The sequence below is a fragment of the Paractinoplanes pyxinae genome, from assembly GCF_026626335.1.
In the GTDB taxonomy this organism is placed as follows: Bacteria; Actinomycetota; Actinomycetes; order Mycobacteriales; family Micromonosporaceae; genus Actinoplanes; species Actinoplanes pyxinae.
The window spans coordinates 89169-103021 of sequence record NZ_JAPNTZ010000017.1; the positions used below are offsets into that span (position 1 = coordinate 89169).

Annotated in this window: 17 protein-coding genes; 8 read left to right on the top strand and 9 right to left on the bottom strand. The window is 69.3% G+C overall.

Going from position 1 to position 13853, the window contains the following annotated elements; genetic code table 11:
- Nucleotides 1–65: 65 nt before the first annotated feature.
- Complete coding sequence (locus OWR29_RS38210) at nucleotides 66–1034, top strand: helix-turn-helix transcriptional regulator (RefSeq protein ID WP_267568389.1); 969 nt, start codon at nucleotides 66–68, stop codon at nucleotides 1032–1034.
- Here the strand turns inward: OWR29_RS38210 and OWR29_RS38215 are convergent.
- The 3 genes from OWR29_RS38215 to OWR29_RS38225 are packed head-to-tail and all read right to left on the bottom strand — an operon-like array spanning nucleotide 1024 to nucleotide 3198.
- The gene (locus OWR29_RS38215) at nucleotides 1024–1776 is read right to left on the bottom strand and encodes a LamB/YcsF family protein (RefSeq protein ID WP_267568524.1); all 753 of its coding nucleotides are present in this window, start codon (nucleotides 1774–1776) and stop codon (nucleotides 1024–1026) included. The two genes, OWR29_RS38210 and OWR29_RS38215, sit on opposite strands and share 11 nt — an antisense overlap.
- On the bottom strand, nucleotides 1772–2596 hold the full coding sequence (locus OWR29_RS38220; RefSeq protein WP_267568390.1) for a 5-oxoprolinase subunit C family protein: 825 nt from the start codon (nucleotides 2594–2596) through the stop codon (nucleotides 1772–1774). Before OWR29_RS38220 ends, OWR29_RS38215 begins: the two co-directional genes overlap by 5 nt.
- Nucleotides 2593–3198 (bottom strand): 5-oxoprolinase subunit B family protein, encoded by a 606-nt coding sequence (locus OWR29_RS38225; RefSeq protein WP_267568391.1) that lies wholly within the window; start codon nucleotides 3196–3198, stop codon nucleotides 2593–2595. The genes OWR29_RS38220 and OWR29_RS38225 overlap by 4 nt, the downstream gene beginning before the upstream one ends.
- A 67-nt stretch (nucleotides 3199–3265) precedes the next feature.
- Here OWR29_RS38225 and trhA point away from each other — a divergent pair, with 67 nt between their 5' ends.
- Nucleotides 3266–3946 carry a PAQR family membrane homeostasis protein TrhA gene (gene trhA / locus OWR29_RS38230; protein ID WP_267568392.1) on the top strand — a complete coding sequence of 227 codons (681 nt, stop codon included), beginning with the start codon at nucleotides 3266–3268 and terminating at the stop codon, nucleotides 3944–3946.
- Here the strand turns inward: trhA and OWR29_RS38235 are convergent.
- On the bottom strand, nucleotides 3943–4314 hold the full coding sequence (locus tag OWR29_RS38235) for a winged helix-turn-helix transcriptional regulator (RefSeq protein ID WP_267568393.1): 372 nt from the start codon (nucleotides 4312–4314) through the stop codon (nucleotides 3943–3945). The genes trhA and OWR29_RS38235 overlap by 4 nt on opposite strands.
- 117 nt (nucleotides 4315–4431) lie before the next feature.
- Here OWR29_RS38235 and OWR29_RS38240 point away from each other — a divergent pair, with 117 nt between their 5' ends.
- Nucleotides 4432–5280 carry an SDR family oxidoreductase gene (locus OWR29_RS38240; RefSeq protein WP_267568394.1) on the top strand — a complete coding sequence of 283 codons (849 nt, stop codon included), beginning with the start codon at nucleotides 4432–4434 and terminating at the stop codon, nucleotides 5278–5280.
- A 65-nt stretch (nucleotides 5281–5345) separates the two neighbouring features.
- Here the strand turns inward: OWR29_RS38240 and OWR29_RS38245 are convergent, their stop codons facing one another.
- A complete protein-coding gene (locus OWR29_RS38245; RefSeq protein WP_267568395.1) occupies nucleotides 5346–5642 on the bottom strand; it encodes a DUF6458 family protein in 297 nt (98 codons plus the stop codon).
- Between the two features lie 88 nt (nucleotides 5643–5730).
- Between OWR29_RS38245 and OWR29_RS38250 the strand changes: the two genes are divergently transcribed.
- Complete coding sequence (locus OWR29_RS38250; protein WP_267568396.1) at nucleotides 5731–6249, top strand: SixA phosphatase family protein; 519 nt, start codon at nucleotides 5731–5733, stop codon at nucleotides 6247–6249.
- A gap of 59 nt (nucleotides 6250–6308) precedes the next feature.
- Here the strand turns inward: OWR29_RS38250 and OWR29_RS38255 are convergent, their stop codons facing one another.
- Both OWR29_RS38255 and OWR29_RS38260 read right to left on the bottom strand, forming a co-directional pair.
- Nucleotides 6309–8165 carry an acyl-CoA dehydrogenase gene (locus tag OWR29_RS38255; protein ID WP_267568397.1) on the bottom strand — a complete coding sequence of 619 codons (1857 nt, stop codon included), beginning with the start codon at nucleotides 8163–8165 and terminating at the stop codon, nucleotides 6309–6311.
- Between the two features lie 455 nt (nucleotides 8166–8620).
- On the bottom strand, nucleotides 8621–9748 hold the full coding sequence (locus tag OWR29_RS38260) for a PP2C family protein-serine/threonine phosphatase (RefSeq protein WP_267568398.1): 1128 nt from the start codon (nucleotides 9746–9748) through the stop codon (nucleotides 8621–8623).
- Between the two features lie 100 nt (nucleotides 9749–9848).
- Between OWR29_RS38260 and OWR29_RS38265 the strand changes: the two genes are divergently transcribed.
- Nucleotides 9849–10391 (top strand): phosphoribosyltransferase family protein, encoded by a 543-nt coding sequence (locus OWR29_RS38265; RefSeq protein ID WP_267568399.1) that lies wholly within the window; start codon nucleotides 9849–9851, stop codon nucleotides 10389–10391.
- Here OWR29_RS38265 and OWR29_RS38270 read toward each other — a convergent pair.
- Nucleotides 10388–10663, bottom strand: coding sequence for a YciI family protein (locus OWR29_RS38270; protein ID WP_267568526.1), 276 nt, complete (start codon nucleotides 10661–10663; stop codon nucleotides 10388–10390). The genes OWR29_RS38265 and OWR29_RS38270 overlap by 4 nt on opposite strands.
- A gap of 33 nt (nucleotides 10664–10696) precedes the next feature.
- On the opposite strand from OWR29_RS38270, the gene OWR29_RS38275 reads away from it, so the two are divergent.
- The 3 genes from OWR29_RS38275 to OWR29_RS38285 all read left to right on the top strand — a co-directional run bounded on the left by OWR29_RS38275 (nucleotide 10697) and on the right by OWR29_RS38285 (nucleotide 13093).
- A complete protein-coding gene (locus tag OWR29_RS38275; protein WP_267568400.1) occupies nucleotides 10697–11671 on the top strand; it encodes an LLM class F420-dependent oxidoreductase in 975 nt (324 codons plus the stop codon).
- Between the two features lie 109 nt (nucleotides 11672–11780).
- The gene (locus tag OWR29_RS38280) at nucleotides 11781–12260 is read left to right on the top strand and encodes a YcxB family protein (protein WP_267568401.1); all 480 of its coding nucleotides are present in this window, start codon (nucleotides 11781–11783) and stop codon (nucleotides 12258–12260) included.
- 86 nt (nucleotides 12261–12346) lie between these two features.
- Nucleotides 12347–13093: a hypothetical protein gene (locus OWR29_RS38285; protein WP_267568402.1), complete on the top strand. Its 747-nt coding sequence runs from the start codon at nucleotides 12347–12349 to the stop codon at nucleotides 13091–13093.
- 85 nt (nucleotides 13094–13178) lie between these two features.
- Here OWR29_RS38285 and dcd read toward each other — a convergent pair whose 3' ends face one another.
- Nucleotides 13179–13757, bottom strand: a complete 579-nt coding sequence (gene dcd / locus OWR29_RS38290) for a dCTP deaminase (RefSeq protein WP_267568403.1) — start codon at nucleotides 13755–13757, stop codon at nucleotides 13179–13181.
- Nucleotides 13758–13853 lie beyond the last annotated feature (96 nt).

Here is a 13853-nt window from a genome sequence, read left to right on the forward strand (position 1 = left end):
TGTGAGCCAAGATTCGCAGCCATAGGTGCCAGGTTGTGGCACCTACTCCGGGCAGAATCAAAGTCATGCCGAAAACTTCCGCCCGGCTCCTGGCTCTGCTGTCCTTGCTGCAAGCTCGCCGGGACTGGCCCGGCACGCTGCTGGCCGACCGCCTCGACATCAGCCTGCGCACCGTGCGCCGCGACGTCGATCGGCTGCGGGAGCTCGGCTACCCGATCGCCGCGATCAAGGGCCCGGACGGCGGCTACCGGCTCAGCGCGGGCACCGAGTTGCCGCCGCTGTTGTTCGACGACGAACAGGCTGTCGCTCTGACCATCGCCCTGCAGGTCGCCGCCACCTCCACCGGCGACGCCCTGGCCGAGGCGGCCGCGCGAGCGCTGACCACCATCCGGCAGGTCCTGCCGGCCCGGCTGCGGAACCGTGTCGAGGCCCTGCGGGTCACCGCGGTCGAGCGACCCGCGACCCGGCCCGCCGCACCCGTCGACGGTGACGTGCTCCTGGCCATCAGCGCCGCCGTCCGCGCCCGCGAGGTGCTGCGCTTCGACTACGGCGACGAGGACGCCGACCGGGCCCCGCGCCGGGCCGAGCCCCACCACGTCATCACCTGGGACGGCCGGTGGTACCTGATCGCCTGGGATCTCGACCGCGCCGACTGGCGTACTTTTCGAGCCGACCGCATGTCTTTGCGGACACCCAACGGTCCGCGCTTCACCCCCCGCGAGTTGCCCGGCGGTGACGTCGCGACCTACGTGATCGGGAAGTTCCGGGGTTCCGAAGATGGGAACTGGCCCTGCCAGGGCACCGTGATCCTCGACCTGCCCGCCGCCACCGTGGCCCTCTACACCCGTGACGGCATCATCGAGGAGGCCGGCCCCGGCCGCTGCCGGCTCACCCTCGAATCATGGTCATGGCCTGCCCTCGCCGCCGCCATCGCCCGCTACGACGCCGACATCGAGGTCGTCGGGCCCGCCGAACTGACCGACGCCTTCGGGCACCTCGCCCGCCGATTCGCCAGAACAGCGGCTAAGAGCTGAACGGCTCGACCGACAAGCCAGCGGCCGTCAGCCCGGCTCGGACTTTCGCGGCTAGATTCACCGCGCCCGAGGTGTCGCCGTGCACGCAGATCGAGGCCACCGGCGTCGGTACACGTTCGCCGTCCGGGGTTTCGACGACCTGCTCGACTGCCATGCGGACGGCCCGAGCCACCACCTCGTCCGGCTCGTGCAGCACGGCATCCGGCAGCGAGCGCGGCATGAGCGTCCCGTCCGCGCGGTAGCCCCGATCAGCGAAGCCCTCACCGATCACCGTCAGACCGGCCGAGGTCGCGAGCCGCGCCAGCACCGATCCCGGCTGGCACAGCACCGGCAGCTCCCGGTCATAGGCGACGACGGCGGCCACCACCGCATTGGCCTGGCCCTCGTCGACGGCGGCGGTGTTGTAGAGCGCGCCGTGCGGCTTCACGTAACGCACCCGCCCGCCGGCCACCCGGCAGAACCCCTCCAAGGCCCCGATCTGGTACAGAACGTCGTCGCGCAGCTCATCCAGGTCGTAGTCGATCCGCCGGCGCCCGAAACCGGCCAGGTCGCGATAGCCGACCTGCGCCCCGACGGCGACGGACCGCTCGACCGCCACCCCGCAGATCCGGTGCATCGTGGACGGATCGCCGGCGTGGAACCCGCACGCCACGTTGGCCGAGGTCACGATGCCGAGCAGGGCGTCGTCGTCGCCCAGCGACCAGCGGCCGAAGCCCTCGCCGAGGTCGGCGTTCAGATCAATGGAGCTCACGGAACCGCACCGTACTCCCCGGCCGCGCCTGCGCGAGCGGGGTCACGTCGTCCACCACCCCGACGACCGGGTAGCCGCCGGTGGTCGGGTGGTCGGCCAGGAAGATCAGCGGCTGCCCGTCCGCCGGCACCTGGATCGCCCCCAGCACGACCCCCTCGGACGCCATCTCACCGTGGCGAGCGCGAGTCAGCGGCGCGCCCTTCAGGCGGCACCCGACCCGGTTGCTCATCGGGGTGACCTCGTACGCGGTATCGAACAACTCCCGCCCCGAGAACCAGTCGTCCCGCGGGCCGAGCCACACGCCCAGCTCAAGCTGGCCCGAGATATCCGATTTGTCGGCCGCACCAAGAGGCGACTGCAGAAAACCGACGGCCAACGTCGTGCCGTTCACCAGCTTGGGCGGCCCCAACCCGGAAAGCGTGTCGGTCGAGCGACTGCCGAGCACCGGCTCGACGTCCAGCCCGCCGTCGACGGCCACATAGGACCGCACGCCGTGAATGGCCCGCCCCACGTCGAGCACCGAGCCGGCCGGCACCTCGATCACCTCGGCTTCGACCGGAACTTTGTCGAGCTTGACGACGGCCTGAGCACCGGCGACCGCCACCCGCGCCGGCTCATCGAAGCGCAGCGCGCACCCCAGCAGCGTCGTCTCGAGTGCGGCCGCCGACGGTGGGTTGCCGACCAGGGCGTTCGCCCGCCGCAGGGCCCGTTGATCGAGTGCTCCCGAGCGAGGCACGCCCAGATGGGCGTACCCGGGACGCCCTTGATCTTGGATCGTGGTCAGCGGGCCGGCCCGCACGACCGTGATCACGCCGGCACCAGGCGCACGCGCGTGCCCGGCCCGAGCAAGGCTGGTGGCTCCTCGCGTACGTCGAAAAGGGTCTTCGCAGTACGCCCGACCAGCCGCCAGCCACCGGGCGAAGCAGTGGGATAGATGCCGCAATACTCACCGGCCAGCCCGACCGAACCGGTCGGCACCCGCGGCCGGGGAGTGTCGAGCCGCGGCACTCCGAACTTTTCGCCAAGCCCCCGCATATAGGCGAAACCGGGCGCGAACCCGCAGAACGCGACGGTGAATTCCGTGCCCGCCAGAAGGTCGATCGCTTCCGGTCCCGACACGTTCCAGATCCGCGCGACGTCGGCCAGGTCCTCGCCGTCGAACACGGTCGGCACCTCGACCAACGGCCCCTGATCTCGGGAAATGGAGTCCGGCGGCGGCCACGTCACCAGCTCCTGGACAAGGCCGGGATCAACGCCATCGAGCAAGATCGTGTGCGCGCCGGGAACGATCTCCGCGACCTGCAGCTCACCGGCCTCGCGCCGCCGCCACAGCTCGCGCCGCCAGGCTTCGACCTGTTCACCGCCGCGACACTCGATCAGCAGGGCCGAGGCTCCGACGCGTCGTACTCTCATGAGCACCATCGTGCCAGTGAACGAATTCACTACCTACGGGTAACTTACGATACCGTAACCTGGAGCCGTGACGACCTCCGCCCCGTTCCGGATGAAACCGGCCGACCTCGGCAAGCCGAGGCTGCGTGGCCGGTTGCATCAGTACGCGTTCTTCGTCGCGCTGGTCTGCGGCATCGTGCTGTGCTCGATCGCCCTCAGCCGGCCGGGTATTGAGCCCTTTCTGAGCACGCTGATCTACAGCTTCACCGTGTGCGGGCTGTTCGGCATCAGCGCGCTCTACCACCGGCGGGTCTGGAGCGAACGCGGCTACCAGATCATGCGCCGGGCCGACCACTCGATGATCTTCATCTTCATCGCCGGCACGTACACCCCGTTCTGCATCGAGCTGCTGCCGGCGGGCAAGGCGACGTTGATGCTCAGCCTGATCTGGGGTGGCGCGCTCGGCGGGGTGGCGCTCAAGACAATCTGGCCGCACCTGCCCCGCTGGGCCGGGGCGCCGCTCTATCTGGCGCTGGGCTGGGGCGCGGTCGCCATCCTGCCCGAGGTGCTGCGCGTCGGCGGCGTCACCTGCCTGGTGCTGCTGGCCGTGGGTGGCGTCATCTACAGCGTGGGCGCGGTCTTCTACGCCCTGCGCCGCCCGAACCCGTGGCCCGAGGTCTTCGGCCACCACGAGTTCTTCCACGCCTGTACCCTGGTGGCGGCCATCTGCCACCACATCGCCATCTACTTCGCCCTGTACGCCGCTTAGGCGCTCACTCGCACGCCGGGGTTGTCATAGGCCGCGCGAGCCGCCTGCACGTCCTCGATATGGGTCTCGGCCCAGTTCTCGAGGGCGCCGACGAGCACGAGCAGGCTGCGCCCGAGTTCGGTGAGCTCGTAGTCGACCCGGGGCGGCACCTCGGCGTGCACCGTGCGGCCGATCAGCCCGTCCCGCTCGAGACCGCGCAGCGTCTGGGTGAGCATCTTGGGGCTCACCCCCTCGATCCGCCGGGACAGCGCCGTGTACCGCTGCGGGCCGTCGGCGAGCATCATGACGACGAGGACGCTCCAGGTGTCGCCGATCCGGTCGAGGATCTGCCGGCTGGGGCAGTTTTTCGCGTACGCACTGGCTTCCACCTCATTACTATCTCTCGGGTGAGTACTGCACTTCAAGGTGCCTTCTATCCATCGGGAAGTGATGTCTGACCTGCGGCGTTAGCCATCGTTGTCAGAACAACCTTCCAGGAGGACAGCATGACCATCGTCATCACGGGCGCCACCGGGCACCTCGGGCGGCTCACCATCCAGTCGCTGCTCGCCAAGGGCGTACCCGCGAGCGAGATCGTCGGTCTCGGCCGTCAGGTCGACAAGATCGCCGACCTCGGCGTCACGGTCAAGCAGGTCGCGTACGAGGATCCCGAGGCGCTGCGGGCCGCGTTCGAGGGCGCCGACAAGCTCCTGTTCATCTCGGGCAGCGAGGCCGGCAACCGCCTCGCCCAGCACCGCAACGTGGTCGACGCGGCCCAGGCGGCCAACGTGGGCCTGATCGTCTACACCAGCGCGCCCAAGGCCGACACGACCGACATGAAGCTGGCCGCCGAGCACAAGACCACCGAGCAGTGGATCAAGGACACCGGCCTGCCGTACGTCTTCCTGCGCAACAACTGGTACGTCGAGAACTACAGCGTCGAACAGGCCCTCGCGCACGGGCTGTTCGGCGCGGCCGGCGACGGCAAGATCAGCGGCTCCCCGCGGGCCGACTACGCCGAAGCCGCCGCGGCCGTGCTCACCACCGACGGTCACGAGGGCAAGGTGTACGAGCTGGGCGGTGAGGCGTTCACGCTGACCGAGCTCGCGGCCGAGATCGCCCGGCAGTCCGGAAAGCCGGTCACCTACACCGACCTCGGCGAGGAGAAGTTCCGCGAGATGCTGGTCGGCGTGGGCCTGCCCGAGGCCTTCGCGGCGATCCTGGCCGACGTCGACCGGGCCGCGTCGCAGGGTGCGCTCTTCGTCTCCCGCGAAGACCTGGAGAAGCTGCTCGGCCGCCCGGCCACGCCGCTCGCCACGTCGATCAAGGCCGAGCTGGCCGCCGTCCAGGGCTAAAACGGCGCGACGCCGGCAGCCGCCAGGGGGATGAGCGGCTTGCCGGCGTCACGAGTTCGGGTGGATCAGTAGCCCGGGGGCGGGGGCGGCGGGGCGTCGTCGCGGCGGGTCTCGCGGTACTCGCTGCGCACCTGCTGCTGCGGGTAGACACCGTCACCGGCAACCGGCGTGGCGGTCTGCCGCGTCACGACGGTGCGACGGCGGCTGTTCCAGAACCAGAGGGTGATGACGAGGCCGATCAGGCCGGCCGCCATCAAGATCCAGCCGATGATGTTGACATCGATCCCGCTGATGTCAGCGTTGACGGCGAACGCCAGGATGGCGCCCAACGCCAGCAGGAAGATGCTTCCGCCGATGCCCATCGCGGGCCTCCTTGATCCTCACCGTGGTCAATGCGTCTGAACCGGGTTTACCCACGCGCCCGAAAACTCAATCAGGCAAGCTGGGCACATGACCCCAAGGACGCTCGTTCTGCTGCGCCACGCCAAGGCCGAGAGGCCGGACGGACTCTCCGATTTCGACCGGAAACTCACCGAGACCGGCGAGACCGATGCCGACGCGGCAGGCGCCTGGCTGGCCGACGAGCGGCTGCATCCGGCCCTGGTGCTCTGTTCGTCGGCGGCCCGCACCCGCCAGACGTGGCAGGGCGTTTCGATCGCGCTGGCCCAGGCTCAGCCCGGCGGCGGCACACCCGAGGTCCGCTACGAGGACGGGCTCTACCACGGCGGTGTCACCGAGGTCTTCGATCTCGTACGCAAGGTGTCCGACACGGTCCGTACGGTGCTCGTGGTCGGCCACAACCCGTGGGTGTCCGAGGTGTCGCTGATGCTCATCCCGGACGACCAGTGGGACGGCGAAGAGGTGGTGCTCAAGACGGCCGGGCTCGCCGTCCACCGCTTCGACGGCCCGTGGTCGTCGTTCGAGCCGCGGTCGATGCGGCTGATCGAGCGGCACACGGCCCGCGGCTAGAGCGGAAAAGAAAAGCCGGCGGATGGGGGCATCCGCCGGCTTTTCTGTGGGGGGCTACGTCAGAAGACGTCCTCGGAAATGTCCATGATGTCCAGGGTCGCGCTCTCGATGATCCGGCGGTCGGAGCCGACCCGCGGCAGCACCTCGCGCACGAAGAACCGCGCGGCCGCCACCTTGCCCTCGTAGAAGTTCTTGTCGGCCGCCGAGACGTCGCCGCCCAGCGCCTTGAGGGCCACCTCGGCCTGACGCAGCAGCAGCCACGCGAGCACCACGTCGCCCAGGGCGAGCAGGATGCGCCGCGAGTTCAGGCCCACCTTGTAGAGCTCGCGGGTCTCCCCGCCCTGCACCGAGCCCAGCCAGCCCATGGTCGCGCCGAGGATCTGCTGCATCTCGCCGAGCGCCTTGCCCAGGCCGAGCCGCTCCAGCTTGAGCTGACCGTTGCCGGCCTCGCTCTCGACGAAGGCCTGCATCTCGGAGGCCAGCGTGGCCAGCGCGACGCCCTGATCCTTCACGATCTTGCGGAAGATCAGGTCGAGGCTCTGGATCGCGGTGGTGCCCTCGTACAGGGTGTCGATCTTGGCGTCCCGCACGTACTGCTCGAGCGGGTAGTCCTGCAGGAAGCCGGAGCCGCCGAACGTCTGCAGCGCCTCGTGACCCAGCAACTCGTACGCCCGCTCCGAGCCCACGCCTTTGACCAGCGGGAGCAGCAGGTCGTTGACCTTGCTGGCCTGCTTGGCGGCCTCGACGTCACCCGCCGCCTGCGCGATGGCGACCTTGTCCTGCCAGGTGGCCGTGTAGATCACCAGGGCGCGCAGGGCCTCCGAGTACGACTTCTGGAGCATCAGCGACCGGCGTACGTCGGGGTGGTGCGTGATCGTGACGCGCGGGGCGGCCTTGTCGTCGTTCTGCACGAGGTCGGCGCCCTGGACGCGGTTCTTGGCGTACTCCAGGGCGTTCAGGTAACCCGTGGACAGGGTGGCGATGGCCTTGGTGCCGACCATCATCCGGGCGTACTCGATGATCATGAACATCTGCCGGATGCCCTGGTGCTTCTCACCGAGCAGCCAGCCCTTGGCCGGGGTGCCGTGCTCGCCGAAGGTCAGCTCGCAGGTGTTCGAGACCTTGAGGCCCATCTTGTGCTCGACGTTGGTCGCGTAGACGCCGTTGCGCTCGCCCAGCTCGCCGGTCTCGGCGTCGAAGTGGTACTTCGGCACGATGAACAGCGACAGGCCCTTGGTGCCCGGGCCGCCGACGCCCTCGACGCCGACCGGGCGGGCCAGCACGTAGTGGATGATGTTGTCGGTCAGGTCGTGCTCACCCGAGGTGATGAAGCGCTTGACGCCCTCGATGTGCCACGAGCCGTCGGGCTGCGGGATCGCCCGGGCCCGGCCGGCGCCGACGTCCGAACCCGCGTCGGGTTCGGTCAGCACCATGGTGGAGCCCCACAGCTTCTCGACGAAGAGCTTGGCCCACTTCTTCTGCTCCTCGGTGCCCTCGGCGTCGACGACCGACGCGAACGAGGGGCCGGACGAGTACATCCAGACGGGGGCGTTGGCGCCGAGCACGTTCTCGGCCAGACCCCACCAGAAGGCGCGCGGGGCGAGCGTGCCGCCGAGGCTGCCGGGCAGATCGAGCCGCCAGAACTCGGAGGCCATCCACTGCTCGAACGACTTCTTGAACGACTCCGGCAGCGGAGCGGTGTGCGTGGCCGGGTCGAAGACCGGCGGGTTGCGGTCGGCCTCGACGTAGCTGGCGGCCAGATCCTCGGTGGCGAGGCGGTTGACCTCGGTCAGCACGTCGCGCGCGGTGTCGGCGTCGATCTCGTCGTAGGGCGCCTGGCCGAACGCCTGGTCAGCCCCGAAGACCTCGAACAGATTGAACTGGAGGTCCCGAAGGTTGCTCTTGTAGTGAGTCATGGTGCTTGGCCCCGCTCTCCGAACGCCGCCGGTTTTTCAGTTACCCGTCAGTAACAGCCACTGTATTACTGATCGGTAGGACCGGACAACCCGCGAGCAGTTTCGTGACCAACCACCCTCCGGTGGGGGTCGGTCCGTCGGTTCGAACATCAAACCCCTCCGATCGGGTGGCCAGCAGGATGTCCGTTCGGCTATTTAGGTACTCCCATGCGCACCTGTCGTATCGGTGCGCGGCGCGGCTCGTTGCTCCGGATAGACACGAAGCTTTTCTGCTTCGACGAGCCGCCAAGGGGGCGCGCCATGTTCGCCACGCTCAAGAGCCTCATTCCGGAGCCCCGCCAGGCGGATCAGCCACGCCACTACATCGGGCGTCACCGCCGTCCTGAACCCGTGCCCGTACCGGTCTCGCCGACCCCCAGCGAAGCCTCGGGCGACGCCGAAGCTCAGCCCGCCGCCTAACTTCCGGCGGCGCCCACTTCCCAGCTCGGCATCGGCACCGTCGCGCCGTCGTCCGGGCCGGCGTACTCCAGCAGCACCAGCGCGATGTCGTCCTCCAGGCGGCCGTGGACCCAGTCCACCAGGGCCGTCTCGAGGGAGGCGAGACCGTCGCCGACCGTGCCGTGGCCGAGCAGCCGCCACGCCCGGTCGGCGGTCGGGAAGAACTCGCCGTCGCGCCGCGCCTCACCCAGACCGTCGGTGAACAGCAGCAGCCGGTCGCCGGGTTCGAGCCGCTCGACGCGGGGCTTGACCTCGGGCATGAAACCGAGCGGCGGCGCCGGCGACGGGGGCTCGAGCGGGATGACCTTGCCCCGCCGCAGCAGCAGCGGCGCCGGATGTCCACAGTTGACGATCGTCAGCGTGCCGCCTCGCTCTTCGACCAGGGCGGCGGTGACGAAATCCTCGTCGCCGACGCTGCGGGCTACGGCCCGGTCGAGGTCGGTCACCATCGACTTGAGGTCGGCCCGCTCGTACGCCACATGCCGGTACGAGCCGAGGACGATGCTGGCCAGTCGCACCGCGTCCAGACCCTTGCCCCGGACGTCGCCGATGATGATCCGCACGCCGTACGGGGTGTCGAGCGCCTCGTAGAGGTCGCCCCCGATGTCGGCCGCGGCCGTCGCCGAGATGTAGCGCCCAGCGACCGCGAGCGCGCCCACCTGCGGGCCGAGCGGCCGCAGCACCGCCTGCTGAGCCACCGCGGCCAGCCGCTGCAACTCGGCGATCTTGTCGGCCTGGCGTTCCCGCAGCATGGCCACCGCGATGGCGATGCCGGTGGCGAGCAGGATGCCGACGATATTCACCCCGCCGGAAACGGTCAGCGGCCCGGCCATGCCCACGAAGACCATGCCCACGATCGCGGCTAGCACCCCGGCGGCCAGCACGGCCGGCCAGAACGCGAAGACGGCGGCCAGGAACGGGACGGCCGCCAGCAGGCCCACGAAGTCGGCTTTTCTGCCGTCGGAGAGTTCCACGGCGGACACGATTGCGAGCAGCACAACAGCCGCGCCGAGTCCGGCGCGGGATCCAGGGCTCAGCGGGCGTCGGCCCGGCGGCAGGTCAGGCATGGCTACGCGACACAGCATGCACGATCGAGGCGACCGACCGCACTAACTTGACCCCTAGTCTGAGCGGGTTCTGACCGGGCGGCCGAACGGGACGGTCGGGCAGTGACAGGATGTCCGCGTGACAAGCGATCTGCGTGACCAATTGCGGGCCGCGTTCCGCTGGACCGATCCCGGCGACGGAAGCGGCTATCTGGTGAGCGATCGCTCCGGTTGGTGGCGCGACCCGGCGATTCTGGCCGGGCTCGGCGACGGGCTGGCCGAATTGTTCCGCGCCGATCGGCCCACGGTCGTCGTCTCACCCGAGGTCACCGGTTTTCTGGTCGGCCCCCTGGTCGCCCGGGCGCTCGGGGTGGGCTTCGTCGAGGCCTATCGGGCCGGGGCGCGGCGCCCGATCGCGGAACCCATGATCTGGGCCGAGGTGCCCGCCGACCATCGCGGCGAGAACCAGCATTTGGGCGTACGGCGGGAGCTGGTGAAGGCCGGCGATCGGGTGCTCATTGTTGACGACTGGGCAGCCACCGGCGCTCAGGCCCGGGCTCTGCGCACACTCTTCGCCGACCGGTACGTGGGCACCGCGGTGATCGTCGACGAGTGCCCGCCCGAGGTGGCCCGTGAGCTCACCCTGCGCGGGCTGCTCACGGGCGACGACATCGAGCCCTAAGGCTTCGGGTAGTCCTTCAGCGCGCCGCGGGTCGGCAGCCAGCCGGTGGCCGAGTATTCGGCGACGCCCCTCAACACGTACGGGTCCTGCGAGATCAACTCTTGGGCGCGCGCCTCGTCGTCGACGTTGAGCAGCACGACGCCGCCGTTGGCCGGAATCTGACGGCCGGCCGTGACGACGAGGTTGCGAGCCTCGAGTTCGTCCAGATAGGCCAGATGCGCGTCCCGCACCTCGTCGACCTGCTCGATCGGCACGAGGTACTTCGAAATCATCAGATACACGACTGCAATCGTACGATCGACCTCGTGAACAACCTTGGGCGATACGGCATCTGGGTCTCTCATCACGCCTGGCCGCAGGAACCGAATGTGATCGCGGCCGCGGCCCAGGAACTCGAGGCACTGGGCTACGGCTCGGTCTGGATCGGCGGCAGCCCGCCCAACGACCTCGAACTGCCCGAGGCCATCCTCGCCGCCACCACGAACCTGGTCGTGGGCACCAGCGTGGTCGACATCTGGCACAGCCACGGCGAGACCCTGGCCGCCGCCCACGTGACGCTGAGCGACCAGTTCCCCGGGCGGTTCTATCTGGGTGTGGGCTCCGGGCACGCGCCGACCGCGGCCGCCGTCGGGCAGAGCTACGTGAAGCCGTTGACGCGACTGCGAGACTTCCTCACCGAGAAGCTGCACCGGGTGCCGCCGGCCGAGCGGATGATCGCCGCCCTGGGCCCGAAGGCGCTGGCCACGGCACGCGAGATGACGGCCGGCGCGCTGCCGTACCTGATGCCGCCCGAACACACCGCCGAGGCGCGTTCGATCCTCGGGACAGATCGGCTGCTGGCCCCCGAACAGAAGGTTTTCCTGGGCACCGATCCGGAGCAGGCCCGCGCGGTCGGCCGGCGGGTGCTGAAGACGTATCTGTCGTTGCCGAACTACACCAACCCATGGCGCCGGTTCGGCTTCACCGACGACGACCTGGCCGGCGAGGGCAGCGACCGGCTGGTCGACTGGGCCGTGGCCTGGGGCGACGCGGCCACGGTACGCAGGCGGGTCGACGCCCATCTCGAGTCCGGCGCCGACCACGTCGCCGTGCAGGTCTTGTCGGCTGACCCGAGCCGGCACCTGCCCCGCGCGGAGTGGCGAGCGGTCGCCGAGGCGCTATTTACGCCGCTTGGCGATGACGAGAGAGATCGCCGCGACGATTCCGGTCACGCCCAGAAAGCAGCTGAACAAAATGAGCAGTTGCCACGGCTTGATCGCTCCCATGGCGGCACAGCCTAGGGGATCGGCGACTTCGGCCGGATTTCGCCTCATGTCCGGCGGTCGGCGGCCGAGCGGTCGGCCGTGCGGACGATGACGGGGCGCGCCCGGCCAAGGTTACCTTTTGGGAGTGTTTCTGCAGATCATCGCGCGTCCGGACCCCCGCCTTACCGCCGAAGCCCTGCGCCACGGACTACGCCGGCCGGTGCTGCTCGCCCGCCTCGCCGGCTGGGCGCTGCTCGGCCTGGCCCTGCTGCTCCAACTGCACGGCGACGGCCTCAACTTCACCATGCTGGTCGCGGGCGTCGCCCTGGCCGTCGTAGTCCCGATGTTCCTGCTGAACGGCGGCGTACGCCGCGCCCTCCGCGACGCCAGCCCGACCACAGTCGAGATCAGCAACGACGGGGTGGCCTGCTCATCGGTCGAGAGCCGGCACGCGTACGCATGGAACGCTTTCACCAACCTCGACCACCTGCCCGGCCAAATCGTGCTCGGCCTGGGCGCCGGCCGTTTCGTCCAGATCCCGACGCGCGGCCTGACCGCCGAGCAGATCCACCAGGTGCTGACCACCGCCACCGCACACGGCGTCCCCGGCCGGCGCTCCAAATAGGCCGGTAATCAGGTTTAGACACGATGGCATAACCCGAACGAAGTCCTTGGCGGAGCGCTGCTCAGAAATCCACCTAGAGTGGACATATGACCCAGAACGCTACTCTCCCCCGATCCCGGCGGCCGCTGCTGGCCGCCGCCGTGGTGATGACCGCGGCGACCAGCCTCGTCGCGGTCGCCCAGCCGGCGATGGCCACGTCGCACCGGCCCTGCACGGTCGTCAAGCACAGCAGCACCGACGGTGTCGCCAAGCAGGGCACGGCCACCGCCACCCTCGGCGCCGACGGCCTCAAGGTCACGACGGCCCCCGGCAAGAACGACGACAAGGTGTCGTGGCGCGACAACTTCCGGCCGGTGGCCGCCAACACTGTCAACGAGCTTTCGTACGAGACGGTGAAGCTGGACGAGGCCGGCGAGGGCGTCAACGACGCGGCACTGCCCGCCTACCACATCTTCGTGAAGACGCCGGCCGGCGAAGGCAGCCTGGTCTTCGAGCCGTACTGGTACCTCGGCCAGGTCGGCCTGCCCGGCAACCCGCAGCGTGGCCTGCGCACCGAGTGGAACGTGCTGCAGGGCAAGCTGTGGACCCCGTCGACCACGATCAACGGCCTCACGAAGACCGCCGGCGGCCCGCCCGAGAAGACGTTCGCCCAGGTCGTGGCGGACAACCCGAAGATGACGGTGACCGGCATCGGCTTCGGCCTCGGCACCTACAACCCCGGCACCACGGCGATCATCGACGACCAGCGCTTCGCCACGAAGACGTCGTGCACCGACCACCAGTGGTCGACCGGCTTCCGCAACGGCATCTGGTGGCCGGGCTGGCTGCGCTGACTTTCGCTTTTTCCCCGTACGTCGTTCATCGGGCCGAGCCCTGCCGGGGCTCGGCCCGCACGTCTTTCAACGCGCCGGCGTCAGCTCAGCTCGTGGGCCAGAGCCGGAAGTTCTGCGCCGACCGGCTCGGGGTCGGGCCGCGTTGGCCCTGGTAGCGGCTGCCGTAGACGGCCGAGCCGTAAGGGTGCTCGGCCGGGCTCGAGAGGCGGAAGATGCACAGCTGGCCGATCTTCATACCCGGCCACAGCTTGATCGGCAGATTGGCCACGTTGGACAGCTCGAGCGTGACGTGGCCGGAGAAGCCCGGGTCGATGAAGCCGGCGGTGGAGTGCGTCAGCAGGCCCAGACGGCCGAGGCTGCTCTTACCCTCGAGGCGGCCGGCGAGCTGATCGCCCAGCGTGATGACTTCGAGCGTCGAGGCCAGCACGAATTCGCCCGGGTGCAGGACGAACGGCTCGCCGTCGGAGACCTCGACCAGGGCGGTCAGGTCGTCCTGCTGCTCGGCCGGGTCGATGTGGGTGTAGAGGTGGTTGTTGAACACCCGGAAGAAGCGGTCGAGCCGCACGTCGATGCTGGACGGTTGCAGCAGTTCCGGCTCGAACGGCGCCAGCGCGAGGTCGCCCGCCTTGATCTCGGAGACCAGGTCACGGTCGGAGAGCAGCATCGCCACACCATACCGACCGGCGCCCGGCCGATTTTGCCGCACACCCGTCACCCGATCGGCGCGTTCATGGGCGTGTCGAACGTATGTTCGATAGAA